Source organism: Streptomyces sp. NPDC002886 (assembly GCF_042888445.1).
In the GTDB taxonomy this organism is placed as follows: Bacteria; Actinomycetota; Actinomycetes; order Streptomycetales; family Streptomycetaceae; genus Streptomyces.
Genome location: NZ_JBIAPV010000006.1, coordinates 280,160 through 306,751 on the forward strand (window position 1 = coordinate 280,160; position 26,592 = coordinate 306,751).

24 protein-coding genes are annotated in these 26,592 nt (G+C 71.8%); 19 read left to right on the top strand and 5 right to left on the bottom strand.

Going from position 1 to position 26,592, the window contains the following annotated elements; all coding sequences use genetic code 11:
• Positions 1-16: 16 nt before the first annotated feature.
• Positions 17-862 (top strand): cyclase family protein, encoded by an 846-nt coding sequence (locus ACFYYB_RS27325; protein ID WP_389438259.1) that lies wholly within the window; start codon positions 17-19, stop codon positions 860-862.
• Positions 859-2,322, top strand: a complete 1,464-nt coding sequence (locus ACFYYB_RS27330) for an MmgE/PrpD family protein (RefSeq protein WP_389438260.1) — start codon at positions 859-861, stop codon at positions 2,320-2,322. Before ACFYYB_RS27325 ends, ACFYYB_RS27330 begins: the two co-directional genes overlap by 4 nt.
• Positions 2,323-2,333: 11 nt before the next feature.
• Here ACFYYB_RS27330 and ACFYYB_RS27335 read toward each other — a convergent pair whose 3' ends face one another.
• Positions 2,334-3,263 (bottom strand): HpcH/HpaI aldolase/citrate lyase family protein, encoded by a 930-nt coding sequence (locus ACFYYB_RS27335; protein ID WP_389438261.1) that lies wholly within the window; start codon positions 3,261-3,263, stop codon positions 2,334-2,336.
• Positions 3,264-3,544: 281 nt separating this feature from the next.
• Between ACFYYB_RS27335 and ACFYYB_RS27340 the strand changes: the two genes are divergently transcribed.
• From ACFYYB_RS27340 to ACFYYB_RS27370, 7 genes are all read left to right on the top strand, one after another.
• Positions 3,545-5,155: a hypothetical protein gene (locus ACFYYB_RS27340; protein WP_389438263.1), complete on the top strand. Its 1,611-nt coding sequence runs from the start codon at positions 3,545-3,547 to the stop codon at positions 5,153-5,155.
• A gap of 153 nt (positions 5,156-5,308) precedes the next feature.
• Positions 5,309-6,286: a WxL protein peptidoglycan domain-containing protein gene (locus tag ACFYYB_RS27345; RefSeq protein ID WP_389438265.1), complete on the top strand. Its 978-nt coding sequence runs from the start codon at positions 5,309-5,311 to the stop codon at positions 6,284-6,286.
• Entirely contained in the window at positions 6,283-7,368 is a 1,086-nt protein-coding gene (locus ACFYYB_RS27350; RefSeq protein WP_389438266.1) for a hypothetical protein, read from the top strand. The genes ACFYYB_RS27345 and ACFYYB_RS27350 overlap by 4 nt, the downstream gene beginning before the upstream one ends.
• Complete coding sequence (locus ACFYYB_RS27355) at positions 7,365-9,176, top strand: hypothetical protein (RefSeq protein ID WP_389438268.1); 1,812 nt, start codon at positions 7,365-7,367, stop codon at positions 9,174-9,176. The genes ACFYYB_RS27350 and ACFYYB_RS27355 overlap by 4 nt, the downstream gene beginning before the upstream one ends.
• Positions 9,173-9,868, top strand: a complete 696-nt coding sequence (locus tag ACFYYB_RS27360) for a neocarzinostatin apoprotein domain-containing protein (protein WP_389438270.1) — start codon at positions 9,173-9,175, stop codon at positions 9,866-9,868. Before ACFYYB_RS27355 ends, ACFYYB_RS27360 begins: the two co-directional genes overlap by 4 nt.
• A complete protein-coding gene (locus tag ACFYYB_RS27365; protein ID WP_389438271.1) occupies positions 9,865-10,527 on the top strand; it encodes a neocarzinostatin apoprotein domain-containing protein in 663 nt (220 codons plus the stop codon). Before ACFYYB_RS27360 ends, ACFYYB_RS27365 begins: the two co-directional genes overlap by 4 nt.
• Before the next feature lie 191 nt (positions 10,528-10,718).
• Positions 10,719-11,234 carry a TspO/MBR family protein gene (locus ACFYYB_RS27370; RefSeq protein WP_389438273.1) on the top strand — a complete coding sequence of 172 codons (516 nt, stop codon included), beginning with the start codon at positions 10,719-10,721 and terminating at the stop codon, positions 11,232-11,234.
• A gap of 50 nt (positions 11,235-11,284) precedes the next feature.
• Here the strand turns inward: ACFYYB_RS27370 and ACFYYB_RS27375 are convergent, their stop codons facing one another.
• Entirely contained in the window at positions 11,285-11,935 is a 651-nt protein-coding gene (locus tag ACFYYB_RS27375) for an isochorismatase family protein (RefSeq protein WP_389438275.1), read from the bottom strand.
• 1 nt (position 11,936) lies between these two features.
• On the bottom strand, positions 11,937-13,130 hold the full coding sequence (locus ACFYYB_RS27380) for a CaiB/BaiF CoA transferase family protein (RefSeq protein ID WP_389438277.1): 1,194 nt from the start codon (positions 13,128-13,130) through the stop codon (positions 11,937-11,939).
• A 64-nt stretch (positions 13,131-13,194) separates the two neighbouring features.
• On the opposite strand from ACFYYB_RS27380, the gene ACFYYB_RS27385 reads away from it, so the two are divergent.
• Both ACFYYB_RS27385 and ACFYYB_RS27390 read left to right on the top strand, forming a co-directional pair.
• Entirely contained in the window at positions 13,195-14,145 is a 951-nt protein-coding gene (locus tag ACFYYB_RS27385) for a hydroxymethylglutaryl-CoA lyase (protein WP_389438279.1), read from the top strand.
• A 2-nt stretch (positions 14,146-14,147) separates the two neighbouring features.
• The gene (locus tag ACFYYB_RS27390) at positions 14,148-14,843 is read left to right on the top strand and encodes a hypothetical protein (protein ID WP_389438281.1); all 696 of its coding nucleotides are present in this window, start codon (positions 14,148-14,150) and stop codon (positions 14,841-14,843) included.
• A 6-nt stretch (positions 14,844-14,849) separates the two neighbouring features.
• Here ACFYYB_RS27390 and ACFYYB_RS27395 read toward each other — a convergent pair whose 3' ends face one another.
• The gene (locus ACFYYB_RS27395; protein ID WP_389438282.1) at positions 14,850-15,638 is read right to left on the bottom strand and encodes an IclR family transcriptional regulator; all 789 of its coding nucleotides are present in this window, start codon (positions 15,636-15,638) and stop codon (positions 14,850-14,852) included.
• Between the two features lie 194 nt (positions 15,639-15,832).
• Here ACFYYB_RS27395 and ACFYYB_RS27400 point away from each other — a divergent pair, with 194 nt between their 5' ends.
• From ACFYYB_RS27400 to ACFYYB_RS27420, 5 genes are read left to right on the top strand one after another with little or no spacing between them, the layout of a single operon-like run.
• Positions 15,833-17,140 (top strand): flavin reductase, encoded by a 1,308-nt coding sequence (locus ACFYYB_RS27400; RefSeq protein WP_389438283.1) that lies wholly within the window; start codon positions 15,833-15,835, stop codon positions 17,138-17,140.
• Between the two features lie 13 nt (positions 17,141-17,153).
• Positions 17,154-18,437 carry an acyl-CoA dehydrogenase family protein gene (locus ACFYYB_RS27405; protein WP_389438284.1) on the top strand — a complete coding sequence of 428 codons (1,284 nt, stop codon included), beginning with the start codon at positions 17,154-17,156 and terminating at the stop codon, positions 18,435-18,437.
• The gene (locus ACFYYB_RS27410) at positions 18,434-19,945 is read left to right on the top strand and encodes an aldehyde dehydrogenase family protein (RefSeq protein WP_389438286.1); all 1,512 of its coding nucleotides are present in this window, start codon (positions 18,434-18,436) and stop codon (positions 19,943-19,945) included. Before ACFYYB_RS27405 ends, ACFYYB_RS27410 begins: the two co-directional genes overlap by 4 nt.
• Positions 19,942-21,144 (top strand): FAD-dependent oxidoreductase, encoded by a 1,203-nt coding sequence (locus tag ACFYYB_RS27415; protein WP_389438288.1) that lies wholly within the window; start codon positions 19,942-19,944, stop codon positions 21,142-21,144. The genes ACFYYB_RS27410 and ACFYYB_RS27415 overlap by 4 nt, the downstream gene beginning before the upstream one ends.
• Positions 21,141-22,625, top strand: coding sequence for an aldehyde dehydrogenase family protein (locus ACFYYB_RS27420; RefSeq protein WP_389438289.1), 1,485 nt, complete (start codon positions 21,141-21,143; stop codon positions 22,623-22,625). Before ACFYYB_RS27415 ends, ACFYYB_RS27420 begins: the two co-directional genes overlap by 4 nt.
• Before the next feature lie 4 nt (positions 22,626-22,629).
• On the opposite strand, the gene ACFYYB_RS27425 is transcribed toward ACFYYB_RS27420, so the two are convergent.
• A complete protein-coding gene (locus ACFYYB_RS27425; RefSeq protein WP_389438291.1) occupies positions 22,630-22,914 on the bottom strand; it encodes a Dabb family protein in 285 nt (94 codons plus the stop codon).
• A gap of 106 nt (positions 22,915-23,020) precedes the next feature.
• Between ACFYYB_RS27425 and ACFYYB_RS27430 the strand changes: the two genes are divergently transcribed.
• From ACFYYB_RS27430 to ACFYYB_RS27440, 3 genes are read left to right on the top strand one after another with little or no spacing between them, the layout of a single operon-like run.
• Entirely contained in the window at positions 23,021-24,772 is a 1,752-nt protein-coding gene (locus ACFYYB_RS27430; RefSeq protein ID WP_389438293.1) for a nitrilase-related carbon-nitrogen hydrolase, read from the top strand.
• A gap of 9 nt (positions 24,773-24,781) precedes the next feature.
• Positions 24,782-25,585: a hypothetical protein gene (locus ACFYYB_RS27435; protein ID WP_389438295.1), complete on the top strand. Its 804-nt coding sequence runs from the start codon at positions 24,782-24,784 to the stop codon at positions 25,583-25,585.
• The gene (locus ACFYYB_RS27440) at positions 25,582-26,565 is read left to right on the top strand and encodes an alpha/beta hydrolase family protein (protein ID WP_389438296.1); all 984 of its coding nucleotides are present in this window, start codon (positions 25,582-25,584) and stop codon (positions 26,563-26,565) included. Before ACFYYB_RS27435 ends, ACFYYB_RS27440 begins: the two co-directional genes overlap by 4 nt.
• Positions 26,566-26,592: the final 27 nt, after the last annotated feature.

Sequence of the window (26,592 nt, forward strand, 5' to 3'; positions counted from 1 at the left end):
TCTCAGGGAGGCAGCATTGAACAGAGTCCACGGGTACCTCGGAAGGCCGGTGTCACTCACCGGCTCTCCCGTGATCGACCTGGCCCAGCCGATGCGCCGGGGCATGCCGCAGTCGCCCAACCATCCGCCGTTCCGCATGCTCCTGGAACGCCGTCACGGCGATCACGTGCGCGATGACGGAGGCTCCGCCGCGAACGAGCTCATCGTCACCGGCGGCCACGTCGGCACGCACGTCGATGCCCTCGCCCACGTGTCGCAGGCGGGGATGCTGCACGGAGACGTGCCGGCCGCCTCGGTCCAGAACCACGAAGGGTTCTCCCGGCACGGCATCGAGGAGTTCCCGCCGTACGTGGGCCGTGCCGTCTTCCTGGACGTCGCCTCCGTGCACGGCGTCCCGGTGCTCCCCGCCGGGTACGAGATCACCGTCGCCGACCTGCAAAGGGCACAGGACACCGCCGGAGTGGACATCGAGGCGGGCGGGGCGGTCCTGCTGGGCACGGGCTGGTCCCGGCACTGGGACGACGCGCGCGTCTTCACAGGACAGGAGGGCGGAGCACCCGGGCCGGGCCCGGCGGCCGGAGCATGGATCGCGGACCACGGCGTGCGGGTGGCCGGCGGCGAGACCATCGCCTTCGAACACATCGCACCGGGGCGCGGTCACGCCGAACTGCCCGTCCACCGGATGCTGCTGGTCGAGGCCGGAATCCACATCGTCGAGACGATGCGCCTCACCGAGCTCGCCTCGGCACGGCGGGCCGACTTTCTCCTGGTGCTCGCTCCACTGCCGCTGGTGGGCGCAACCGGCTCCCCCGTGCGCCCGCTCGCCGTCCTGCCCGACCACGACACGGCGGTCCCGGCATGAGCAGCGAGAGGTACGCGGCCCGCCTGGCAGCATTCGCGGCCGGACGTGTGGAGAGCGGCATACCTCCGGAGATCATGGCGGACGCGGCCGCGCGGACGCTGGACTGCCTGGGCAACGCTCTGGGGGCGCTCGGTGCACACACCGGCGAGCTCTCCGGTGGCTCCCCCCAGGCAGCGGCGCTGGCCATGGCCCGCACGGCAGGCGGAGCCGGCGAGGCGACGGCGGTGGGCAGCGGTCTTCGGATGCCGGGCGACCGGGCCGCTCTCGTCAACGGCACGCTCGCGCACGCCCTGGACTTCGACGACACGCACCTTCCGTCCGTCCTGCACCCCACCGCCGCGGTACTGCCCGCCGCGCTCGCGGCAGCCGAGGCCACGGGGGCCTCGGGGGCCTCGCTGCTGACCGCGCTCGCCGTGGGCGGTGAGGTATGCGTACGCCTCGGCATGGCCTCCTACGATCCGGCCCTTCGGAACTCGGTGTTCTTCGAGAAGGGTCTGCACGCCACGTCCATCTGCGGCACCGTCGGCGCTGCCGTCGCCGCGGGCCTGCTGTACGGGCTGAGCGCCGCCGAGCTGGCGCACGCCATCGGCATTTCCTGTTCCATGGGCGCCGGGGTGATCGAGGCGAACCGGACCGGGGGCAGTGTCAAGCGCCTGCACTGTGGGTGGGCCGCCCACTCCGGGGTGTGCGCCGCCCAGTTCGCGGCCGGCGGGGTGACCGGACCGCCGACCGTACTCGAAGGCCGCTTCGGATTCCTGACCGCGTTCCTGGACGATCGGTGGACGCCAGGTCCACTAGTGGCCGGACTGGAGGAGATGGACACGGTCACGAACTGGCAGTACGCGCGGACTGTCTTCAAGCCGTACCCTTCCAACCACTTCACGCACCCGGGGATCGACTGCGCGCTGGCCCTGCGCCGGGCCGGGCTCCGGGCCGAGGACGTCGTGAGCGCCGAGCTCGGGGTGGCCGCCGCTCCCCGTCGCACCATCGGCGAGCCGCACTCCGAGAAGGTGCGCCCCCGCACCCCCTACCACGCAAAGTTCTCGGGGCCGTACACCGTCGCGGCGGCGCTGCTTTCGGACGCGGACGGCGACGGTCCCGGCCTGGGGCACGCGGACTTCTCCGCGGGTGCGTTCACCGATCCGCGTCGCATCGCCCTGGCGGAACGGGTCGGGGTCGTCGTGGACGAGCAGTGCGATGCGGAGTTCCCGCAGACCTTCAGCGCCGTCCTGCGGGTCACCACTCGTGGCGGCCGGGTCGTGGAGTCGCGGGTCACCAGCTCTCTGGGTGGACCCGGCACGCCGCTGTCGCAGGCCCAACTGGCCGGGAAGTTCCGGCTCAACGCGGAGCCGGTGCTCGGAGCGGCCGGCGCGGGCCGCGTCGTCCGGGCCGTACGCGCGCTTGCCGCGGCGCCGCGCGGGGCTGCGACCGCACTGCTGGCTCTGACCCGGATCGGTTAGGGGGCTTCGGTTCAGCGGCGGACCGCGAGGACCCGGCGAGCGGCGCGGACGACAGCCGCATCCACCATGCGCCCGTCGGGCCCGGTGGTGACGCCGGAGCCGTCCCGCGCCGCCTCCTCGAAGCGTTCCAGCAGGGCCCGCGCTGCCGTCACCTCGTCGGTAGTGGGCGTGAAGACGTCGTTCACGGTGCCCAGTTGGTTCGGGTGGATGCAGGCGCGGGATCGGTAGCCGAGCCCGCGCAAGGTTCGGGTGCTGCGGGCCAGGGCGTCCAGGTCGGTGAAGTCCGTGCTGACGGGTCCGACTGGTGGGAGCAGGCCGGTGGCGGCCGAGGCGAGGAGGACGTTCGTACGGATGGCGACCAAGGCCGCCCCCGCCGCCGCGCTGTCCCGGTCCGCCGTATCAGGCATCGTGATGCCCAGCTCGGCGCACAGGTCTGCTTCGCCGAGTTGCAGGTGGCGTACCCGGGGTGCTCTCGCGATCCGGTGTACGTCGAGGACGGCCGAAGCCGTCTCCAGCAGCGGCGCGAGGACGAAGGTGTGCGCGGGGAGCCTCAGGCGCTCCTCGGCTGCGGTCAGGAGGCGGTGCTGGGCCTCGATCTCCTTGGTGCCGGAGCATTTGGCGAGGCAGAAGCCCGTCACCTCGGGCCGGGCGAGGCGCGCGCTCTCCTCTCGCCCCCGCGCGCCCGGGTTCACACGAATCCAGATCTCCGGGCCGGGCTCGGTGCCGGGAAGAACCGCTTGCGCCCGGGTGGAACCCAGTGCGTCGAGCCAGTCGCCCACCAGCTCCAGCGCCCGGTCCTTGCCCGCGGCGGGGACGGCGTCCTCCAGGTCGACGATCAGCGCGTCGGCGCCTCGGTCCGGCGCTTTGGCCAGCATCTCGGGACGGTCACCCGGAACGTAGAGAAGGGAGCGGGGCACGGCTTTGAGGTGGCTCGTTGTCATCGCAGAACCCTCCGATCAACCCATGGGCAGCCCAGCTGACGCTGGAGCCGGGCGGTTTGTTCACCCTAGGAGCAGGCCGTCGACCGGTCAATGGTCGCGTTTCCCTAGGGGATCCGGCGTTTCGAAGTCTGTGAGCGTATCGGAAACACACCTTTTACCGGGGCGCCCGTCCGGACCCTTGACACGCCGAGTGGACGGCGGGCTGTATATGGGAACACAAGCGAAACAAAGTTCCGTACAGGGAAACCCACTGGCTCCCTTCGAGAGGAACCCCTCGGCTCATGCACTCTCAACCCGTAAGATCCGCCCGGACCCGGGGCGGTGCGACACTCGCCGCGCTGGTCGTCGCGGCGTCCGGTTCGCTGGTCCTCGCCGGTTCACCCGCCCACGCGGGCAGCGCGCCCGTGACCTACGACTGCGTCTTCAGTTCCTCCCACTCCCTCTTCACCACCACCGCCACGCTCACGGCCCCGGCCACCGCGGCGGCGGGCGAGAGCGTGGACGTCAAACTCAGTCTCGCCAACAAGGGACCGGCAAACGGTCCGGTCGCGCTGCCCGCGAACAGCGTTGTCCCCTCGGCCAAGATCCTCGTCTCGGGGCAGGCGCCCCTCACGCTCACCGCTCCGGCCTCGAACCCGGCGATCCCCGCCAAGGGCGAGATCCCGATACCCGATCTGACCGGCAAGCTCACCGTCGCACAACCCGGCACGGTGACGCTGACCCCCGATCAGCTGACGCTCGACATACCCAGCTACGGGCTGTCCCTCGCCTGCACCCTGCAAGGCACTGCGACTGCCCTGCACACGCTCACCGTCACGCCGGCCACGGGCAGCACCAGTGCCGCCGTCACGGGCATCTCGGGCCGCCCGGCGTCGGACACCACCGGGGCCCGCCCCGGTGACGTCCTCACGCTCGCCGGCGCGGGCTGGGACCCGGCGGCTCCGATCGGCGCGGTCGAACTGTGCGGCCTGTCCGGCACCGGCTGTTCCGGCGCCGACCTGACCCCGGACCTGCGCGTCGGCTCCGACGGGAAGCTGGCCGGCACGGTGGCGGTCCGCGCCACAGCCGCGCCGGGACCGCACCGCCTGAAGATCACCCAGGGTTCCGTCACCGCTTCCCTCGTCATCGGCGTGCTGGGCACCCGTACCCTCCAGGTCGCTCCCGGCGGCGGTGGACCGGGTACGAGCGCCACCGTCAACGGAGCCAGTTTCGACCCCGGCGACGAGGTCAGCGTCACCACCGTCGACAAGGACGGCCGGCCCGTCGGCGGAGCCGGACTCACCGCCCCCGTCGACGCGCGCGGCAACTTCACCGCCACGCTCGTACCTGCCGTGGGAGCAGCGAAGATCGTGGCGACGGAGAAGGACGGCGGCGACACCGCGCAAACCCCGTGGGCCGGGAGTTCCAACGGCGGCGGCTCCGACCAGACCCTCAAGGTGGTCGTCAGCGGAGGCGCCCTGACCATGTCCGCCGCACCGGGCGAGGTGATCCTCTCCCCCGTGACAGTGGACGGCACCGCGCACGACTCCACCGGCAGCCTGCGGGCCCTGGAGGTCAAGGACTTCCGGGGAACCACTGAGGGCTGGTCCCTGGTCGGTACGGTCACCGACTTCCGCAACTCCGCCGGAGCCTCGATCTCCGCATCACAGCTGTCCTGGACCCCGCAGTGCGCGGTTCACCCCGGATCCGCGGCGGCCTCCACCCCCGTCGCGGGAAGCGCCGGACCCCTCAGCTCGACCACGGCGGTCCCTCTGTGCACCCAGGCTGCGAGCCCCGACCCCACCTCGGTCACCGGCGGCCACTTCGACGCGGGCGCCGCTCTGAACCTGCGTGTCCCGGAGATCGTTCAAAGCGGCGAGTACGCGGCCGTGCTCCGCCTGACGCTCTCCTGATCTTGTTCCGTACGTCCAGCCCCTCCTTCGAGCAGTGTGCCGGGCGGCGAGTTCTCCTGCTCACCGCCCGGCACCGGCAAGAGCGGACCCATGACACCACCACGCAGAATTCGACCCGCCGGCCGGACCGGGAGCGCGCTCGACCGAACGCCGATGAGCACCGTGGTCCGCGCCATGGCAGCCTGCCTGGCCGCGCTGTCGGCCGTACTGGCAGTGAGCGCTCCGCCCGCGACCGCCGCGCCGGCGCGCGTCGCCGGCGGGTCCTGGGCGGTGCAACCGGCTGGAGGAAGCGGCCGGCCGGCCTTCGTCATGGACTCCACACCCGGCTCCGTCGTGAAGGACGCCGTCCGGGTCAGCAACCTGTCCGACGCCCCGCTGTCCTTCCAGGTCTACGGCGCGGACGCCTACAACACCCCCCGCGACGGCGCTCTCGCCTACCGCCAGGCCGGTGAGGCCCAGACAGGCATCGGCGGCTGGATCACCCTCGGAACCAACGCGCTCGTCATCCCCCCGGGCCGGGCAGCGGACATCCCCTTCACCGTGAACGTCCCCGCCGACGTCACCCCCGGCAGCCACGTCGGCGGGATCGTCGCCCTCAACAACGCGGTCGAACAGGCAGGCGCTACTTCCGGGGTGGACGTCGGCATCCAGCGGGCCATCGCCGTCCGCATCCAGCTGACGGTCGACGGACCCGTGACCCCGGGACTCGCCGTCCGCTCGGTCCGCGTCCGCCACCGCCCTTCGGCCATGCCCTTCGGGGGAGCTCGCGCCACGCTCACCTACACCGTCGTCAACACCGGGAACGCGGCGCTGCGACCCACCGCCGCACCACGGATGCAGGGACTCTTCGGCCTGCGGCACAGCTCTTTCGCGGAGCGCACCCTCCCCCTCCTGCTTCCTGGGCAGAGCGCCGAGTTCAGCACCGACTGGCCGGACGCTCCCGGCCTCGACCAGCTGACCGCCACCGTGCGCGTCAGCGCGCCGGGAATGCCCCCGACCTCCGCGCAGAGCGCCCGGGTCGTCGTGTCGTGGCCCACGCTCGGTGCCGTCGTCGCCCTGCTCGCCGTCCTCGCACTCGCCCTGGGCTGGATCCGTCGCAGAAGGCCGGCGCCCGCCGGAGAGCCGTCATGATCCGCCGTCTGCCACTGGCCGTCCGCCACGCCGTCGCCGGTCTCCTCCTGCTGGCCTCAGCGGTCCTGCCGCTTGCCGGCAGTGCCGCCCCGGCCGCTGCCGCCGCCGGGCCGAGCGTGGCCGTGGACGCCCCCCGAACCTCCCCCGGCCTGCCTGTGAGGACCGTCGGAGCGGGCTGGCAGCCGGGCACCACGGTCCAGGTCGAGATCTGCGGGGGCGGGGCCCTGCGGGGCAGCGCCGACTGCGACACACTGCGTGCCGCGGTGGCACTGGTGGCCGCGGACGGAACCTTCCGGCTGACCCTCATCGCGGGCATGCCCCCTCGCGCGTGCCCTTGTCTGGTGCGAGCGACAACAGCCCAGACCGAGACGACGGCCCGGACATCGTTGAGCGTTTCCGGCGCCGCCGAGGCGGCGCCGCCGGACGCACCGGAGCCGGCCATCCGGATCGATGTCGTGCAAGCGACCCTGGCCGGCGGACCGCGGTTCGCCGAGCTCTTCGGCGCTCCCGCCCACAGGACCCTGACCGTGACCCTGCGCAACCCGGGTGACCGGCTTCTGGGACGGGCCCCGCTGATCGTCTCCTGGGGGCCCGGTGGCACCGCGGACCTGCCCGTGGGCACACCGCTGACCGCAGAACTGGCGGCGCACGCCGAGCAGACGTACCGGATCCCCGTCAGGCTCCCCGCCGCCGCGTTCGGCCGCTACTCCGTCGGCGGCCGGTACGGCTCGGCAGAGTTCTCCGTGAGTACCGACGTCTATCCCTGGGGCCTGCTGGGCCTCGCCCTGCTCGCACTCCTGCTGACCGTCTTCACCCTCGCCGTCAGTGCCCGCCGCGCGGTGCAACACCTCCGGGCACGGCGCCCGGCGCGGACGCCCGCGCCCGTACTTCCCGTATACGTCGAGGCGAACAGCCTCTCCGGCGCCCTCGCGGCAAGCGCCCGCGACGGTGAGCACCCCGGGCTGGTCAGTACCCGTGCATTGGTCCGAGAGCTGGCCGGGGAGGCCGCACTCGTCGACTTTCACGCCTTGCGGGCCTTCGCCGCCGCGCTGCGCCCGTCACCTGGAGGACACGAGCGATGACGGCTTTCCGCACCCTCACCCGCCCACGGACGGACCTGCACGTGGGGCTGGCTGCCGGGCTGGCAACAGGCGGGTACTTCGCGTCCGCACCGCTTCTAGGCGGGCCCGTCGGTATGCCGGGCGAGGCGGTCCGCTACCTGCTCCCGACGGGTGTGCTGCTCGCCGCCATCGTCGGAGCGGTACTCCCGTGGCGAGGCCGAGCACGCCTACGCGCCTCCAGGATCTCGGCCCGGTACGCGACGGCGGCGTGTGTGCTGGCCGGCATCGCCCCGCTGACCGGCTCACCCGTGGTCTTCGCTTCCTTGCTAGTCGTAGCCTCCGGCCTCGGAGGCGGCGCTCTGGGCCTCTACCGGCCCGGGCACTCGTGGCACGCAGCCTTCCTGACCGGCGCCGGAGCGGCCGCAACCGTGACGGCTCTCTTCGTGCAGAGACCTCACCTGGGCTGCTCCCTGATGTGTACGTTCGCCGCGCTGCTGCTGCTTCCGGCCTGCCGAGGCACCGGGCCGGATGGGATCGCGGCCTGTGCCCCCGTGCTGCGCGCCCCCGCGATGGCCGTGGGCGCGGCCGTGTTCGGGTCGCTGTTCGCGGCGCCCAGCCTCGTCGTCTTCCGTTGGGAGTTGCTCGGTGCCTCAGGTGTGCGACCGCTCGCCTACGCGGCGCTGCTCGCGGCGGCGCTGACGTCCGGCCTCTGGGCAGCGGCCGGTCGTGGTCCCGCCGCGGATGCCCGGGTTCTCCCGCCGCTGTTCGCGGCTGGGCTCACGGCGGCGGTCGTGGCGTGCGCGAGCGCCGCGCGCCCCTGGCAGCTCACCCTTGCGCTGGCGGCCGTACTCACCTGCGGGGCCGCCGCGACATCCTGCACCGGATCGGCCGGCATGCGAACCGGCGAGCACACGCGGGCCACTCGCTATCCCGCTGCCTTGCTGTTCGGCGGGGCTCTCGCGATGACCGCAATCGCCTTCTCCGGCAGGCTCCTGGGCGGCCCGGACACCTTGGCGGCCTTGGGGGCCGCCCCTGCCGTGGTGGCGCTCGTTCAACGGACCCGCCTCCGACGCGGACAGGACACGAAGCCGTACGAGGACCACGGCGCGGGCGCCGACAACCTCGTCCTGACCGCGCGCGCCCTCGGCGTGCAAAGGTCAGGAGCGCCACCGGTGCGACGTTTCGACCTGGCTCTGCCCCCGGCTGAGGTCGCGTACCTGACCGATGCCCTGCCCGGCAGGCGGGCAGCCGCCGTCCTGGAGGTCTTCGCCGGACTGCGCAAAGCCACCGGCGGAAGCTGGCAGCTGCGGGGGCATGACATCTCCCGTATGAGCACCGAGGCCCGGTGGAACCTGCGGCTCTCCGTCTTCGTCGACCCGGCCGATGCCACCCGATGGGGCGCCCTGCACCGCGGACACCCGGCGGCCCGCCTGACGGAGGCGGTGGCGGCCGCCATCGCCCGTACCGGCAGCTCCCAGAAGACCGAGCTCGCAGCGGCCGCAGTCGCGGCGTTCCCGTTCCTCGCGGCCAAGGGCCCGGGGACCCTCAGGGACCTCGACGTCGGCGAGCGCTGCCTACTGGGCCTGGCCCAGACCCTCATGGTGGAGCCCGCGTTGCTTCTCTTGGACCTGACCGGTCCCGGGTGCGAGCAGCTCGCGGACGATCCCGCGGTCACGGCCGTTCTGCGGCACATCACCGGCCGGGGGACGGCCGTCCTGGTGGCCGTCCCGGCCACGCACAGCAGCCCTGTACCGCGCCGCGTCGTGCTTCCTGCACCCGGCGGCTCCAGAGCACCCCTCTTGCGGCGGACCCGAAGGAACATGCCATGAATCTCCCGACCAACGGCCGAGCCTGTCGCCTCGTCCTCGCCACCACGGCCGCGCTCTCCCTTCACAGCTGGAGCAGCGTGCCGGCCGCGGCGGATACGACCGATGCGGCTGCGGCGACAGTCCGGGTCTCCGCCTCTACCGGGCTGGCCGAGGGCCAGCAGATCACCGTCGAGGGCACCGGGTTCCGCGCCGGCCTGACCTCGGTAGCGGTCGGGCTGTGCAAGAAGGGATACACCAGCAACAAGGACTGCGATCTGAGCGGTGGGGCGCGCCTGGTCACCATCGGCCCCGACGGATCACTGCCGCCGGTCACGCTCACCGCGCACAGCCGGGTGGCGGGGGCCGACTGCCGCACGACGCCGTGCGTGGTCGGCGTGGCGCCCCTGCCTTCGGGAACCCCGCCCGCGCTGATCGCCGCCAACAGCGTGCAGATCGCGGTGGGTTTCGAAGGCGGAACGGTCCAGGGCGAGCCCTCGGGCACCGGGCGGTCCGAACCCGCGGCGTCGGCCGCATCGTCCGCAGCCCGGCGCGTCGATGACTGGAACGGGCCGTCGGCCCGCGTCTGGGCCCTGTCCCTCGCAGTGGCCGTCGCGGCCCTCGCGCTCGGAGCGCTCTCCCTCGCCCGGGGCCGCCGGGGGGCGGCCCCGGAAGGACCCCGAAAATCACCGTCTCACAGTGGAGGAAGCGAATGACATCTCGGAGAAGAAGCCGATGCGCGGGCGCGCTCGCCGCGGCCGCGGCCCTGGTCGCCGTCTCGGCTGCGCCCAGCGCGGCCGCCGGAACGCTGACGGTCAGCAAATCAAGTGGTCTCACCGTGGGGGAGAAGGTCACGGTGTCGGCGACGGGGCTGAGCCCGAACCAGGGCTTCGTACCGATCGGCCTGTGCAAGCCGAAGCCAACGGGCCCCGCGGACTGTGAGACGTCACCGGACTCTGCGGTCATCGGGAAGACCGATGCGTCCGGAGTGTGGCACAGCGCGGCGAACGGCGCGGCCACAGCGCAGATCACGGTCAAGGCAACAGCCGGCGCGGCGAACTGCGCGGCCAAGCCGGGGAACTGCGTGATCGCGGTGTCCATCTCCGCGACGAAGGAACTGGTGGAGGTGAAGCTGACGGTCGGATCGAGCGGCGGCCCCAGTCCGAGCAGCGCACCGCCCACGGCGTCGGCGTCGGCATCGGCATCGGCGGCGTCGGGCGGTGGGAGCGCCACGGGATCCGGTGGTAACGCAGCGGGATCGCTGCCCCGAACCGGGTCCACCGACGGCATGCCGGTGGCCGCACTGTCGGGTAGCACCCTGTTCCTGTTCGGCGGTTGCGCGCTGGTGCTGCTGCGCCGCGGCAGACGAGTCTGATACGGCATCTTCCACGTCTTTGCCGCCAGTGCAGGTTCCACAACGTGGCGCCCCGGGACGGTAGCGGCTCACCGTGCATCCGGTGATGGTGCGAAGCGAGAAGGGTAGGTGGACGGTCCGCATGGGTGCGGTCTTTTCTGTTGCTCGACCGTCCGCCGTCAACCGACATCGTCGATCCCAGGGAACAGGCCGTGAAGATCTACACATCATCGGCTTCAGCGCCGGATGGCCGGCACGGTGCGAAGAGCCGGTGGGCCTGTGCGGCTTTCCTGACCGCCAGCTACGGCGTCGCGGCCATCGGTGCAATCACTTCCGCCGATGCGGGTGAGGTGTACGGGGCACTGGCGCGCCCCGCCTGGGCGCCTCCCGCCTGGCTGTTCGGGCCCGTGTGGACGGTCCTTTATGCGGCCATCGGCGTCGCGGCCTGGCTGGTCTGGCGCCAACCGGATCGCTACCGCGGACGGCGAGCCCTCATGTGGTGGTCCGTGCAGCTGGTGCTCAACCTCGCCTGGACGCCGCTGTTCTTCGCTGCTCGCCAGTACGGACTCGCTCTGCTCGACATCGTGCTGCTCCTGGCCGCGATCGTCACGACGATGCTGCACTTCAGGCGGTTGAGCGTCCCGGCGGCACTCCTGCTCGTCCCCTACGCGCTGTGGGTGGCCTTCGCGACCGCCCTCAACGCCTCTGTCTGGTCGCTGAACACCTGAGGACGGGCAGGCTGCCGCTCGGGCCGCTCGCGCCAGCGTTCTGACGAGCGTCAGGGGGGTGGGGGGACCGGGTCTCCCAGGCGGCGGCAGGCCGACACGACATCGACCACGTCGGCGTACTTGGAGTCGAGGTCGAAGAGGTTGGCTTCGTGGGGGCCCGGGTCCCTGTCCGCCACCGCTTCGCGCACGACGATGGGGCGCAGTCCGTGTTGCAGTGCGTCCAGGGTGGTGGCCCGTACGCAGCCGCTGGTGGAGAAGCCGCCGATGACGACGGTGTCCACGCCCAAGACGCTCAGGACGTCGTCCAACCGGGTTCCGAAGAAGGCACTCGGGTAGTGCTTGTGGATCACCATCTCGCCCGGCTCGGGTGGGCAGTGCGGGGTGAAGGCCGCGTGCGGGTTGTTCGCGCGAAAGGCGTCGATGCTCGGGGCCTTCCGGGCGAAGTGCGGCGCGTATGCGCTCGGTTCGGAGTCGTAGTGGACGGCGGTGAAGATCACGGGGAACTGTGATCTGCGGGCTGCTCGGGCGAGGTGTGCCATGGCCTGCAGGGCCCGCCTGGCGGTGTCGAGGTAGAGGCGGCTGTCGGGCTCGACGTAGGCCTGGACGGGGTCGACGAGGAGGACGGCGGGGTGTTCGCCCCAGCCGATGCGGCAGCCGAAGCCGGCGGCCTCGTAGTCAGCGGCGAGGCGTTTGCGCACCACGTCAGATCACTCCGTCCGCGGTGAGCTTGTCCCGTTCGGCGTGGGTCAGGCCGAGGAGGTCGCCGTAGACGTCGTCGTTGTGGGCTCCGAGTTCCGGGCCCGCCCAGCGCACGCTGCCCGGGGTGGAGGAGAGCTTGGGCACGACGTTCTGCATGGGGATCTCGCCGAAGTCGGGGTGGGGCAGGCGGACGATGGCGTTGCGTGCGGCGAAGTGGGGGTCGGTGAGCATGTCGGAGGCGGTGAAGGTCTTACCGGCCGGAACTCCGGCGGCGTGGAGGGCGCCCAGCAGGGCGTTCGCTTCGAGGCCTGCGGTCCAGGTGGTGATGAGGTCGTCGAGTTCGCTCTGGTGGGAGCCTCGCGCGGTGTGCGTGGCGTACTTGGGGTCGTCTGCGAGGTCGGTGCGGTCCATGACTTCGGTGAGGCGGCGGAAGACGGTGTCCTGGTTGGCGGCGATGAGCACGGCGGCTCCGTCGGCGGTCGGGTAGACGTTGCTGGGGGCGACGTTGGGCAGTACGGGGCCGGTGCGTTCGCGCTGGTAGCCGCCGATCTCCCATTCGGGCAGGAGGGACTCCATGTAGGCGAGGACGGCTTCGTACAGGGCGGAGTCGACGATCTGTCCTGTTCCGGTGCGGGCCCGGGCGTGCAGGGCCATGACCGCGCCGTAGGCGGCCATGGTGCCGGCGAGTGCGTCTCCGAGGGAGATGCCGGCGCGGGACGGGGGGCGGTCCGGTTCGCCGGTGATGTGGCGGATGCCTCCCATGGCTTCGCCGATGGAGCCGAAGCCGGCGCGGGGTGCGTAGGGGCCGTTCTGGCCGTAGCCGGTGACCCGGACCATGACGAGGCCGGGGTTGATGGCGCTGAGCTCGTCGTACCCCAGGCCCCAGCGCTCCAGAGTGCCGGGGCGGAAGTTCTCGACGAGGACGTCGGCGTGGGCGACCAGGCGGCGGACCAGGTCTTGGCCCTCCTCGCGGCGCAGGTTGCAGGTGACGGACTTCTTGTTCCGGGCGACGACGGGCCACCACAGGGACTTGCCGTAGGGCCGCTCGCGTCCCCACTGGCGCATGGGGTCGCCACGTCCGGGGTCTTCGAGCTTGATGACTTCGGCGCCGTGGTCGCCGAGGAGCTGGCCGCAGAAGGGACCGGCAAGCAGGGTGCCGGTCTCGATGACACGGATGTCGCAGAGGGGTCCACTCATGGCGCGAGTGTAAGTTTGGGAAACACTGTTTCGCTAGAGGAATCGACGCGGCAGAATGCGGTCCATGGACGACTCCTTGGCAGCAGTACCGCTCGCCGGACCCGGCGTGGTGGAGGTGGCCCCCCGTGACGGGCTGCAGAACGAAGCGCGCGCCCTATCCCCGGCCCAGCGCGTGGCCCTGATCGAGCGGGCCGTGGCCGGTGGCGCGCGACGGGTGGAGGCGGTGGCCTTCGTACATCCCGGCCGGGTGCCGCAGATGGCGGGCGCGGAGGAGGTGATGAGCCTGCTCAAGCGTCCGGACGGTGTGCGCTACAGCGGGCTGGTGCTCAACGCCCGCGGCATGGAACGGGCCTGCGCGAGCGGAGTGGACGAGATCAACTACGTGGTGGTGGCGAGCGATTCCCTCTCCCGCCGCAATCAAGGCGTAGGTACGCGCGAGGCGCTGTCCGCGTGGGAGGGGATCGCCTCCCGTGCCCATGCGGAGGGGATCGGCCGCTCGCTGACCATCGCGGCCGCGTTCGGCTGCCCGTTCGAGGGAGAGACCCCGGAGGCGGCCGTGGCGGAACTGGCCCGGATCGGCGCGGAGTCGGGTGCCGAGGAGATCGTCCTCGCCGACACCATCGGGGTCGGCGCCCCCGACGCCGTCACGCGGCTGCTCACAGCGGTACGCGAACAGGCGCCGGGAGTGGTCCTGCGCTGCCATTTCCACAACACGCGCAACACCGGATACGCCAATGCGGTCGCGGCCGCGGCGGCAGGCGCGACCTGGCTCGACTCCTCCCTCGGCGGGATCGGGGGCTGCCCGTTCGCACCCGCCGCCACCGGCAACATCGCTACCGAGGACCTCGTCTATCTGCTGCGCCGGATGGGCCTCGAACCGGGCATCGATCTGGAGGTGGCCGCGGCGACGGGAACCTGGCTGGGGTCCGTCCTCGGCATCGAGGTGCCCGCCCTGCTGGGCCGGGCGGGGCCGTTCCCCGGACAGGGTCCTCACGGTGCTCGGGGCGAGGAGTAGCCATGGGAGCGCATCCGCACGGATGGTGGATCCTGCTGCACATCGTGCTGTTCGTCTTCTGGCTGGGCGGCGACCTGGGCGTCTACGTGTCCAGCCGGTACGTCCTCAAACCCGAACTCCCCTTCGCCGCCCGGTCCACGGCGCTCTCGATCATGAGCGTGTTGGACCTCGGACCAAAGATCTGCCTGGTGCTGATCCTGCCGAGCGGCGTCACCCTCATGACCTTGGAGCCCCACGGAGCCGAGGGTCTGCTCAACGGCTGGTCCGCCACGGCGACCTGGGCGTTCGCGGGGCTCTGGCTGTGGCTGACCGTACGTGACCACCATCGTCCGGGCAGCCACCCCTGGATACGCCGGGCGGACTGGTCGATACGCGTGCTGCTCACCGCAGGGTTGTGGGGCATCGGGCTCTACACCCTGCTGGCGACCGAGCCGTTCGGGGTGGACACCGATCCCCGCTGGCTGGGCGGCAAGGTCTTGCTGTACGCGACGGCCATCGCCTGCGGGCTGGGCATACGCCTGACGCTGCGTCCCTTCGGCGCCGCCTTCTCGGCACTGCCGAGCCGGGGTGGCGACGAAGGGGTCGAGCGGGCATTGAGGCGTGTGGTCGACGGCTGCGTCCCGTACGTGGCAGGGATCTGGACGTGCGTCCTGGCCGCTGCGGCGCTGGGGGTGCTCAAGCCCGGGGCCGACCTCTGAGCGGGGTCAGCTGATTCCGGGACGGTAGCCGAACTCGGCCGAGAGGCGCTCCACGCTGGCCAGCAGGAGCGGGGCGCACTCGGTCAGGCGGGGCTTGAAGCGGGACTGCGGGCCGGCGAGGCTGACCACCGCGATGACATGTCCGTCGTGACCGAAGACGGGAGCGGCGAGCGAGGCCGAACCGCTCTGCCGCTCCCCCACCGACATGGCGTAGCCGCGTCGTTTGATCGAGGACAGCTCCTTGCGCATGCGCTCGGGGTCGGTGATGGTCCGGTCGGTGACGGCGTCCAGGGGGTGGCGTTCGAGGTAGGTGTCGATCTCGGCGTCGGGCAGGAAGGCGAGGAAGGCCTTGGAGGAGCTGCCGGCGTGCAGGGGCAGCGGGATCCCGAGGGCGACCTCCATGCGCAGTTCGTGCTCCGGGACGACTTGGTCGACGTAGAGCCTGGTGTCACCGCGGCGGATGGAGAGGGTGGCTGTCTCTCCGCACTGGGCGGCGAGCCGGCGCAGTTCCGGAGCCGCGAGGACACGCAGGTCCGTGCGTGCCAGGTAGGCCCGCCCGAGCGAGATGGCGGCGGGGCCGAGGGCGTAGCGGCGCGTGACCGGATCCGTGATGATCAGATCGCGGTTGCGCAAGGCGGTGAGGATGCGGTGCACGGCGGCTTTGGTGATGCCGAGTTCCTGGGCGATCTCGGTGATGCCGAGGTCGGGGCGGCCGCTGCGGCCGAACATCAGCAGCACGTCCATGGCCCGCTCGACGGCGGCGATGGATCTGCTGCTGCTCGTCTCCTCAGTCACCGTAGGTGCCCTTCGTCGCGATGGTTCGGGGCGTGGGCGATGGCCGTTCCCCGACGTGCCGAAAGCATAACGCCGATTTCCCCATGGGAAACAGCGGGTTCCCCAGCGCCCTTTCGTTGACACCTCAAAGAGGACGTCGTTACGCTGATGGAGACAGTGTTCCACTAGAGGAAACAATGACATGCGGGGGTGTGATGACCACCGTCATCGACGAGACGACCTTCCGTCAGGTGCTGTCCCGATGGCCCAGCGGTGTTGGGATCGTCACCACAGCCGGGGAGGACGGCTGGCACGGCATGACGGCGAGCTCGTTCAGCAGCGTCAGCCTCACACCGCCCCTCGTCCTGATCTGTCTGGACCAGCGGATTCGCTCCCACGACCTCCTCATACGCAACGGCGTGTTCGCCGTCAACGTCCTGGGGCGGGACCATCTCGCCCTGGGACGCAGGTTCGCGGGTATGGAATCCGGCGTCACCGACCGCTTCGCGGCGGGTGACTGGCTCCCCGGTGCTACCGGCAGCCCCGTCCTGACGGACGCGGCCGCCTGGGTCGACTGTCGTGTGCTGCACCGCTACCCGGGCGGGGACCACACCATCTTCCTCGGCGAAGTGGTGGCGGCGGGAGTACCGCGCATCACCTCTCCCCTGCTCTTCCACTCGCGGTCCTGGGGGCAACTCGCCGATCCGCTTCCCGACCGGGTGGACCTGGCCGACACCGGCCTCACCTCTTCGCTGCCCGCCCCGCGTGCCGCTCGCCTGGCTCAAGCGCTGAGGCGAGCCGGGATCAGGGTGCGCCTCCCGGCACTCGATGCCCAGGACAAGGAGCGAGCCGCAGTCGAGGCCGACGGTTGGACAAGCACATCGGTCCACGTTGCCGACACCCGGGGCGCCGTCGCAGCGGCGGACGCCGGCTCGCCCGCCGTCGAGTTGACCATCACTGCGGACGGCCACGGTCAGGCGGCGACCGACGCCGTCCGGGCCGTACGCGCAGCCGGCCACCCTGACACCCTTGTGATCGTCCGGGTTCGCGACGCGCTCGAACCGGGCCTGGCCCGGGCCTCCCTGCTGACGGTGCAACGGCTGGCCGCCTCCGGCTGCGGTGAGATCGTCCTGGAGGAGCCGGCCCACGCCCCCGACGACACGGGCGGCGCCTCGCCCCTGGCTCTGCGCCGACTCCTCCAGGACGCGGTTCCCGAGGCAGGACCCGCACCCCTGCGCCTCGCCTTGCGCGACCACCACGGCCTCGGCCTCGTGAACGCCTTGACCGGGATGAAGAGCGGGGTCCGGTGCTTCGACACCCACCTCGGCGGCAGCGGGAACCTGCTGTCCACCGAGCGGCTGGTCCTGCTCTGCTCCCGCTTGGGCATCGCCGCTCCCATCGACTCCGCGACCCTGCGTGCCCTGCGCGCCGAACTGGCCCTGCTCCGAAGGCAGCAGCGCCCCCCATCCGTGTCCCAGTCCCCCACGCGGGCGGTCCCCTTCCCTGCCCCGGAATCCCAGTAAGGAGTCACCGCCGATGTCCACGCACCAGCTCACGGGCGCACGCCTCATCGACCGCATGACACCCGCCGAGCAGGCCCGCGCCGAGCGCGTCGAGTCCGTACTACCCGCCCTGCGCGAGGCGGCCGCCGAAGCCGACGCCAAAGCCGCCTTCCCCAAGGGGCACACCACACTCCTGCGGGATGCGGGCCTGCTCGGCCTCGTCGTCCCCGCCGAGTTCGGCGGGCTCGGCGGGGGTCTGCGCGACCTCGCGGCGGCCACCTACGCCATGGGCACGGCCTGCCCCTCCACGGCACTCGCCTTCTTCTTCCACAACACCAGCGCCTCGCGCGGCCTGCTGCCGCTGGAGGCCATTCGCGCGGGCCTGTTCACCGACGAGGAGATCCCCGTTGTCAGCGCCTTCGCCGAACGGGTGCTGACCACGATGGCAGCCGGCTCCTGGCTGGCGAACTTCGCCAGCGAGTCCGCCAAGAGCTCGGCCGCGAACATCTCCATCGCCACCACCGCCTCGCGTACCGAGGACGGCTGGATCCTGTCCGGTGAGAAGTCCTTCGGCTGCGCGACCGGAGTCGCCGACATCTACCTGGTCACCGCCAGAGTGGAGAAGACGCAGACCGCCGACGGCCTGGCCATGTTCCTCGTGCCGCGCGACGCGGCCGGAGTCTCCTCCCGCCCGCCGTGGAACGGGCTCGGCATGCGAGGCAGCGCCAACCACGGCATCCGCCTCGACGAGGTCTTCGTGGCCGCCCCCGACGCGCTGACCGTCCCCGGGGCCTTCACCCGCATGCTCCAGGTCAGCCGCGGTAGCTTCGTCGGCAACCAACTCGCCATCGCCGCCGTATACACCGGCGCCGCGCAGGCCGCCTATGACCACACGCTCGGCCTGCTGACACGCAAGACCTTTGCCGACACCGGACGGCCGATCGCCTCTTCACCCATGCACCAAGTGCTCATCGGAGAGATGACGCAGAACCTGGAGACCGCCTACCAGTGGCTCAGGCGCCAGCTCGAGCTGGAGACGTCCGAGCCGCCCATCAGGCCCAAGTCCGAGGTGTTCAGTCAGTGGAGACTGGGCAAAGGCGCGGTCACCGAGGCCTGCTTCGCCGTCGCTCTCGGAGCCCTCAAGGCTTCCGGCACCTCCGAAGCCCGCCTGGACGGGGTCATCGGACGGACCCTGCGTGATCTCGCGATGGGGCTGGTGATGACCTTCCCCGCAGAGCGCGGCCGCCTGGAAGCCGCGAAGATCGCCACCGAGGCCCAGGAGAACGCGCTGTTCGCGACGTTGGGAGAGTCTCAGTGAGCTCCCCGGCCGATCTGCCCGATGCCCTGCCGGTCACCAGCGACTTCGTTGACGGAGTGTGGCAGCCCTGCGCGGTGCGCCTCGGCTTCGACCTGGAAGACCCCCATACCGGCGAGCGGCTCCGCCCGGCATTCGCCAGCACTCCCGATCGGATCGAAGCCGCGCTCACGGCAGCCTCGGTACTGCACGGGTCAGGTGCCTGGTGCGGCCTGCCGGACGAAGAGCGCGCTGACGCCCTGGAGAGCGCGGCCGCGTACGTAGAGGGGGCATCAGAACACATCGTGAGGGCGGAGGCCTTCGCCACCGGCGTCCCGCTCGCCCAGACCGCCGGCTTGGGCGTCATTCTCTCCGGGGCTTTCCGCCTCGCGGCGGCCCAGCTGCGCGGCGGACTCCTGGCCCGCACGGTCGCCGGAGCGGCCGGCCGCCCGGTCCGGGTGCGGCGCGCCGCCCTCGGGCCGGCCCTGTGCATCCTGCCGTTCAACGCCCCGGCACCGATGGCCGCCCACAAGGCGGCCAGTGCGCTGGCAGCGGGCTGCCCGGTCATCGTCAAGGCACCTGAACTCGTCCCCTACGGTACCCAGCTGCTGGTAGAGGCGGCGGCCCAGGGGCTGGCTGCGGCGGGCGCACCCAGAGCAGTGCTCCAGTTGCTGCACGGTGACGCCGCGACCGGGTCCCTTCTGGTGTCCGACGAGCGCATCCGCGTCGTCTCCTTCACCGGCGGCACCGACGCCGGCCGCAAGATCGGCGCCGCCTGCGGTCTGGCCCTCAAACCCGCCCAACTCGAACTGGGCGGCAACAACCCGCTGCTCGTCCTGCGCGGCGCCGATCCCGACGCCGCCGGGCGGATGGCCGCCGAACTGCTGACCACACTGAACGGGCAGTGGTGCCGGGCGCTGGGCCGCCTCATCCTGCCCGCCGAGCTGGCATCGGACGTACTCGATGCCACCGGCCGCGAGCTCGCCGCGCTGCGGGCGGGCGCCCCGCTGACCGCCGGAACCGGCTACGGTCCGCTCGCACACTCCCGCCACCACGCGGCTCTGCAGGCCGGCGTGAACGTCCTCACCTCGGCCGGCGCCAAGGCGCACGTATGGACCGAGATACCGGATCACGGAAGCTACTTCGCCCCCCTGTTGATGACCGGGGCCCCCGAGGCGTCCACCCGCCGGGAGCTCTTCGGCCCGGTGGCGGCCGTGCACACCTACGAGCAGGAGGAGGAAGCCCTCTACCTGGCCAATTCCACCGGCTACGGGCTGGAAGGGTACGTGTGCGCCGCCGACCCCGACGACGGACTGCGCGTGGCCGCCGGCATCGCCGCCGGGGAGGTGAAGGTGAACGGCTCGTCGGTGCTGAGCCTGCACATGGATACGCCCCGTCCGGCCTGGGGCCTGTCCGGACTGGTCGACGAGGGCAGTGCGGAAACGCTGCTGCACTTCACCGGTACCCGCGTGACAGGGGTGGAAGCGGGCTTCGCCCTGCACACGACTCACGGGAACGAGGGAGAGCGGTGACCACCGCACCGGACGCATCCAGCGCCGAACGGGTCGTGGTGGTGGGGGCCGGTCCCGTCGGCCTGACGGCCGCGCTGGTACTGGCCCGCCGGGGCGTGCCCGTGACCGTGCTGGAGGCGGGAACGGAGCTCGCGGCGGAGTCCCGGGCCTCCACCTTCCATCCGCCCACGCTGGAGATGCTCGCCTCCCTGGGTGTCGTCGACGCGCTCCTCGCGCGCGGGCTCGTGGCGGATTCCTTCCAGTTCCGCGACCGGGACACGGGGCCCGTCGCGACGCTGGACCTGTCGCTGCTGGCGGGTGACACTGACTTCCCGTACCGGCTGCAATGCGAGCAGAACAAGCTGACGCCGCTGCTCTTGGAGGCTCTGGGCCGCCATTGCGGCGCCGAGGTGCGCTTCGGGTCGCGCGTGGCCGGAGTGGAGCGGACCTCCCGTGGAATCCACGCGGTCCTCGGCGACAGAAGCAGGGTGCGGGGGGCCTGGCTGGTGGGCGCCGACGGGGCGCACTCCGCCGTACGGCAGTCGGTCGGCGCCGAGTTCCACGGGATGACCTACCCGGAGCGGTTCCTGGTCGCCTCGCTGGACGAGGATCCCGGGGCCGTTCTGGACGATCTGGCGCCCATCGCCTACGTGCTGGATCCCGACGAGTGGATGGTGCTGCTGCGGACCCCCGACCACTGGCGGGTCCTGCTGCCCACCCCGGACGGCACGTCCGACGAGGCGGAGCTGCTCCGCCTGCCCCGCAGGCTGCTGGACATCACCAGGGACGTACGGGGTCCGGCCATCGCCCACGCCAGTCTCTACCGCGTCCACCAGCGGGTGGCCGGAACCTTCCGCAGCGGACGCGTACTGCTGTGCGGTGACGCCGCGCACGTCAACAATCCCCTCGGCGGCATGGGCATGAACAGCGGCATCCACGATGCCGTACTGATGGGCCGCGCCCTGGCGGACCTCCTGACGGGAGAGGGGTCCGAGGAGGATCTCACCGACTGCGCCGAGGAACGCCGTGCCTGCGCGCTGGGGTACGTAGGGGCCGAGACGCACGCGAACTGGGAGCGGCTGCGCACCCGTGACCCGGTGGAGCGGGCCGCACTGCTGGCGGAGTTGCGGTCCACGGCGGCGGATCCTGTTGCGGCCCGGCGGTCCCTGCTGCGCAGTTCGATGATCGACTCGCTGCGCGCTGGCCGGTGGTCGCGATGACGGGTCACCGGGTGCGGGGAAGCGGGGCGGAGATCCCCGTGGAAAATCCGGCCCGTACGGCCTGCCCCGTGGGGAGCGTCCAGTCGCACACGCCGGCGGAGGTGGACGTCGCGGTGGCGGCGGCCGCCGCCGCGGCGCCGAGCTGGTCCGGCACGGCCGCGGCGCACCGGGCGGAAGCACTGACCCGGATGGCCGACGGCTTGGAGGCTGCGGCGGGAGACCTCGCGGTGCTGCTCGCGCTGGAGTCGGGCAAGCCGCTCGCCGACTGCCGGGGAGAGGTGGGGTACGCCTGTGCCGTGCTGCGTTGGTATGCCGCCGAGTCCCCGCAGCTGCTGTCGCGGCACGTGAGCGACGATGCGCGGGGCCGACTGGAGCAAAGGTACCGGCCGTTCGGTGTCGTCGCCGCGCTGACCCCGTGGAACGCACCGGTGATCCTGACCGCCGTCAAGCTCGCCCCCGCGCTCGCCGCGGGCAACACCATCGTGGTCAAGCCGTCACCGCTGGCTCCTTTGGCCGTGTCCGCCTTCCTGGAAGGTGCGGCCCATGAGCTACCCGCCGATGTGGTTCAGGTGTGCCACGGGCACGCCGACGTCGCGGTGCGGCTGGCGGGCCACCGGGAGGTGGGCAAGCTGTCCTTCACCGGTGGGGCGGTTGCGGGTCGGGCGGTAGGCGCGGCCGCCGCGGCGGCATTGACGCCGACCACGATGGAGCTGGGCGGCAACGACGCCGCGGTGCTGTTGGACGACGCCGCGCTGACGGAGGCCGACATGGACCGTCTCGTCATGGCGAGCTTCGCGACGGCCGGTCAGGTGTGCATGGCGGCGAAGCGGATCTATGTACCGCGAAGCCGGCTCTCCTCCTTCGCGGAGCAGTACGTGGCCGCGGCCGCCCGTGTCGTACGGCTCGGAGATCCCCTCGCCCCCGGTACGACCGTGGGGCCGGTGATCTCCGCGCAGGCCGCGGACCGCGTACGCAGCCTGCTCTCCGATGCTCAACAGCGTGGGGGGAAAGTCATCGAGGTGGGGACGGTGCTGGCCGACGCGGACCTGCACGGCGGGCACTTCGTGCGTCCCACCGTGGTGCTGGGCCTCGCGGAGGACGCCCCGCTGGTGTGCGAGGAACAGTTCGGCCCGGCGCTTCCCGTGCTGGCCTACGAGGACGAGGACGACCTCGTGGACCGCGTCAACCACGGTCCCTACGGCCTGGCCGCATCGGTGTGGAGCGCCGACGAGGCACGGGCCTTCGACCTGGCGGCGCGCCTGCATGCCGGCTTCCGCTTCGTCAACACCCACAACCGGACGGGGATGGCGCTGCGGGCCGCGTTCGGCGGGGTCAAGCGCAGTGGGTTCGGCCGCGAGTACGGGGCCGAGGGCCTGATGGAGTACGTGCAGCCGGTGCTCACGCACGCACCCGCCGCCTTCCGGGCCGGGGGCGCGGGCATGGCTCCGGGCGCCTACCCGGGCGGGGGTCCGGGTATGTGAGGGCTCACGGCTCCAGGTGGTCGACCACCGCACGGTCGGTGAGCAGCGGCCCCAGCCACGTGGCCAGTTGCTGGTGGTCGGGGTGCTGCTGGTAGGCGGTGAGTTCGGCGGAGTCCGCGTGGCGGGTGGTGAGGACCAGGTCGTAGGAGAGGTCCGATCCGGTGACGTCGAGGCCGACGCTCAGGGAGCTGATGTGCGGGACGGAGTCGGCGAGGCGCCGCAGTCGCTCGGCAGCCTCGGGCGCCTGGACGGGATCGATGAACCGCATCAGAACGACGTGTACGAGCAAGGTACTTGCCCCTTCGGGTCGCCGGTTCCTCCCCCTGTCGCAGGAGGCCGCACCGAGTGTATGTTTGGGAAACGCTGTTCCGCTAGAGGAACCAATGGAGTTCGCCATGGACGAAGCGCGCACGTTCCGCGTCGCGGCTGCCCAGTTCGAAGTGGGCCAGGACCGCAAGACCAATCTGGCAGCCTGCCTCAGGGCGGTCGACGCTGCCGCGGAGCAGGGCGCGGCTCTCGTGGTCCTGCCGGAGTTCTGCAACCACCTCTCCTGGTACGACGACCGCGAGCAGGCCTTGGCCGCCGCCTGCCGGGCGGAGGACGACTTCCTGACCCCTCTCGCGCAGCGCGCCGCACATCACCGCATCTACGTGAAACTTCACGTCACCCTGGCCTCCGGGGCCCCGGGATCCGAGCGCATCACGGCCGCGAGCCTGCTCTACGGGCCGGACGGTCTCCTGGCCGGGGCGGCGGACAAACAAGTCCTGATGGGCAGCGAGAACGACCACCTCGACCCCGCCACGGAGGCAGGCCCGATCGTGGACACCGCGCTCGGGCCGGTCGGCCTGTACTCCTGCATGGAGGGGGTCATCCACGAAGTGTGCCGTGGACTCGCCCTGCGCGGTGCCCACTTGCTGCTCAACAGCCTCAACTCTTTCGCCCTGGACGAGGCCTCGCTGCACATCCCGGTACGCGCGGCGGAGAACCGGGTGTGGGTGATCGCGGCCAACAAGGTGGGCCCGCTGCTCCCCGCGGACCGCATCGGTGCGATCAGCACGGCCATGGGGGTGCCGCCCGAGGCTCTCGACGGCGCGGGCGAAAGCCAGATCGTCGCCCCTGACGGCAGCGTCGTCGCCAAGGGGCCTCGTCGCGGGGAGGCCGTGGTGGTGGCCGACATCCGGCCGGCCGCCGCAGCCGACAAGCGCCGCAAGGACGGCACCGACGGATTCGCGGCACGCAGGCCCGCCCTCTACACACCGATCGCCTCACCGCCCGCCCCGGCACCCGTCTTTGCCGGATCCCGTGCCGAGCAGGTGGAGGCCGCCGTCGTGCGGCCCGCCGGCAGTGGCCGTGCGGCCGTCGGGGACGCCGCGCGGCTGGTCCGTATCGCCGCGGACAAGGGGGCGGGCCTGATCGTGCTGCCCGAACTCTTCTGGCACGCCGGCGGCGTCCTGCCCGATCCGCGGCGCCCGGACACCGAGGACGCCCAGGACATCCTGCTCATCCTGCGCGCCGCTCTGGCCGGCAGCCGGGCCCATCTCGCCCTCACCCTCCCCCTGCCTTCCGGCCACGCCGGCGTGCTGCTCGACCGCGACGGCCCGGTGCTGACCCAGCACCAACTCCACGCCGGCGCGCGGCATCACGGCTGGGCCCAGGCCGGCACAGCCGAGGCGCTCGTGACGCACGACACCCCGTGGGGCCGCGTCGCCGTCGTCCTGGGTGACGACGCCGTCCAGCCGGAAACACTCCGCCTGGCCGCGCTGCGCGGAGTCGACACCGCAGCCGTCTGTCTCGGCGCGACCGAGCCCTGGGAACTGGCACTCGGCCTGCCTGAGCGGTCGGCGGAAAACCGGATGAATCTCGTCGCCGCCGGCCACGACGGAGGCGCACTCCACGCGCTGCCGGTGGAGTTCGGTCTGTGGCGCTCACGCGACGCGCCCTTCGACGGCACCATCAGTACGCCCGCCACCACCGTGGCGGGCCCCGGCCTCACGCTCGCCACGATCCGTCCCCGCCAAGCCGAGAACCGTCTGGTCTCGCGTGCGACGGACCTGGTCGACGGGCGCCCTTGGAGGCTCGCTGAGGCCCTGGTCGCACCCCGGTCCACCCCCCGGAGCCCCGGGCCCCTCCCCCACCCCGGTCAGTGAAGGAGCGACGTGTCAGAGACACTCAAGGCGGTACAGGACATGGCCGACGAGGCTCCGGTCACCGATGTGACCGCGACCTTCGTCCAATGGCAGGACCTGCTGGCCGAGCTCAAGGAGAAGATATCCGCCCGCTTCGAGCTGCTCCCCGACCCTTCCACCAAGGAGTTGGAGTCCTTCGGTGAGGACGGCGGCCCCCGCGGCTCCCTCACCGGCTTCAGCGGCCCCGAGATCGACTGGATGATCCACTCCTGGGTGGGGGATCCGGAGCACGGCTTCGTCAACCTCCACCTCACCGTCTGGCTGGGACCGCACATCCGCGTGCCGCACCTGGGCCTCGCCCTGCTGTGCTGGCCCGGCGGCTGGTTCTACCTGGACTCCGTACCCCGCACCAGCCTGGTGGCCGACGGCGCGTACTACGACCGCTACTACGCGCCCGCCGAGGAGCGGTGGCTGGCGGTGCGCGAGGAGTACGAGGACCTGTCCTGGTTCACCAGCCGCACCGGGTTCATCCGCGGCAGTCTCTCCCCCACCGCCTATTGCTACTCCATGCCCCGCGACGACCGCCACATCGCTCTCGTGCGACAGCTGATGCACGAGCAAGTCGACCGCTGGCTGACCTGGGTGGACGCGGCCGAACCGGTACCGGTCGAGGAACAGGAGGCACTGGCGGCCACCGACCTGGCGATCCGCCGCAACATCGTGGAGCGCGACCCGGCGAACGTCATGGCCGTCCGGTACTTCGGCGAGCAGGTCACCGACCGGCTGGTGCGCGCCCTGTGGGGCGGCGACCGCGCCCTGCCGAGGCCTTCGTGAACCAGGTCCGCTCCCTGTGGTGGGCCTGCCGGGTACCCGGCCTCAAGGAGCCCTTCGACACCGCGCACCTGAGGGTCTTCTACCCCGCCCGGACCACCGGCTCCGATGCCGAACGGCTCACCGGCGTGGTGGCGGCCGACGCCGAGCGCGCCCCGTTTCCCATCGTGGTCCTCCTGCCCGGCATCAACGTGCCGGCCGACTCGTACCGCTGGCTGGCGGTACTGCTGGCGGCGCGGGGAATCGTCGCGGTGACGCCCGAACTGGTCGGAGAGCTGTTCGCCGGGAGCCATGGCGTCACCCCGGGCATCGATCTGGACGCGTGTGGACCGGCCTCGTACGGCACGCGCGCGACGACACCGCTCATCGGCACGGTGCTCCGTGCCTTGGCCGAGCTCCCCCCGGCCTCTCCTCTGGCGGGGCAACTCGACACCCGGCGCGTGGTCGTGGGCGGCCATTCGGCCGGCGGCACCGTGGCACTGCAGTCCACCGGCCATGTCCCGGGGCTGCGGGGTGTGTTCACCTATGGCGCCCACACGCTGGTGGCGACGGCTCTCGGGCATCCGCCGGGCACCGTCCTGCCGATCGGCGGGGACGTGCCCGTTCTGCTGATGTCCGGCGAGCACGACGGCGTGATCGCCGCGAGTGCGGATCGCTACGGGCCCGCGGCGCAGCCCGGCGACGACCCTGTCGCCCGTACGTTTCACGAGGCCCTCGCCGACGCGGATGGCGCGCACGCGTGGGTGAAGGTCGCAGACGCGGGTCATTTCACCGTCTGCGACCCCGTGGACGCGACGAGCGCCCGCGGCTTCCTGGACACGCCGGGCAGGTCCGAAGGCGATGCTCGCGCTCTCATCGGCCTCCTGGTGACGGCATTCTGCGCCGCAGCGCTCCCGGAGCAGCCTTCCCCGGCGCTCACCGGGGCGTTCGGCACGCTGCTGGCACCTCCGCATCCCGGGCTGGTCTCCGTTCTGCGCCGCTGATCCCCTTCTTCTCGTCTCGACACGTTA

Bases quoted from the DNA above. Each gene is read 5' to 3' on its own strand.
- ACFYYB_RS27360 (WP_389438270.1), top strand. From the start codon at position 9,173: ATGAATCTCCCGACCAACGGCCGAGCCTGTCGCCTCGTCCTCGCCACC.
- ACFYYB_RS27335 (WP_389438261.1), bottom strand. From the start codon at position 3,263: ATGACAACGAGCCACCTCAAAGCCGTGCCCCGCTCCCTTCTCTACGTT.
- ACFYYB_RS27400 (WP_389438283.1), top strand. From the start codon at position 15,833: ATGACCACCGTCATCGACGAGACGACCTTCCGTCAGGTGCTGTCCCGA.
- ACFYYB_RS27405 (WP_389438284.1), top strand. From the start codon at position 17,154: ATGTCCACGCACCAGCTCACGGGCGCACGCCTCATCGACCGCATGACA.
- ACFYYB_RS27390 (WP_389438281.1), top strand. From the start codon at position 14,148: ATGGGAGCGCATCCGCACGGATGGTGGATCCTGCTGCACATCGTGCTG.
- ACFYYB_RS27430 (WP_389438293.1), top strand. From the start codon at position 23,021: ATGGACGAAGCGCGCACGTTCCGCGTCGCGGCTGCCCAGTTCGAAGTG.
- ACFYYB_RS27355 (WP_389438268.1), top strand. From the start codon at position 7,365: ATGACGGCTTTCCGCACCCTCACCCGCCCACGGACGGACCTGCACGTG.
- ACFYYB_RS27340 (WP_389438263.1), top strand. From the start codon at position 3,545: ATGCACTCTCAACCCGTAAGATCCGCCCGGACCCGGGGCGGTGCGACA.
- ACFYYB_RS27365 (WP_389438271.1), top strand. From the start codon at position 9,865: ATGACATCTCGGAGAAGAAGCCGATGCGCGGGCGCGCTCGCCGCGGCC.
- ACFYYB_RS27330 (WP_389438260.1), top strand. From the start codon at position 859: ATGAGCAGCGAGAGGTACGCGGCCCGCCTGGCAGCATTCGCGGCCGGA.
- ACFYYB_RS27380 (WP_389438277.1), bottom strand. From the start codon at position 13,130: ATGAGTGGACCCCTCTGCGACATCCGTGTCATCGAGACCGGCACCCTG.
- ACFYYB_RS27385 (WP_389438279.1), top strand. From the start codon at position 13,195: ATGGACGACTCCTTGGCAGCAGTACCGCTCGCCGGACCCGGCGTGGTG.
- ACFYYB_RS27350 (WP_389438266.1), top strand. From the start codon at position 6,283: ATGATCCGCCGTCTGCCACTGGCCGTCCGCCACGCCGTCGCCGGTCTC.
- ACFYYB_RS27345 (WP_389438265.1), top strand. From the start codon at position 5,309: ATGAGCACCGTGGTCCGCGCCATGGCAGCCTGCCTGGCCGCGCTGTCG.
- ACFYYB_RS27420 (WP_389438289.1), top strand. From the start codon at position 21,141: ATGACGGGTCACCGGGTGCGGGGAAGCGGGGCGGAGATCCCCGTGGAA.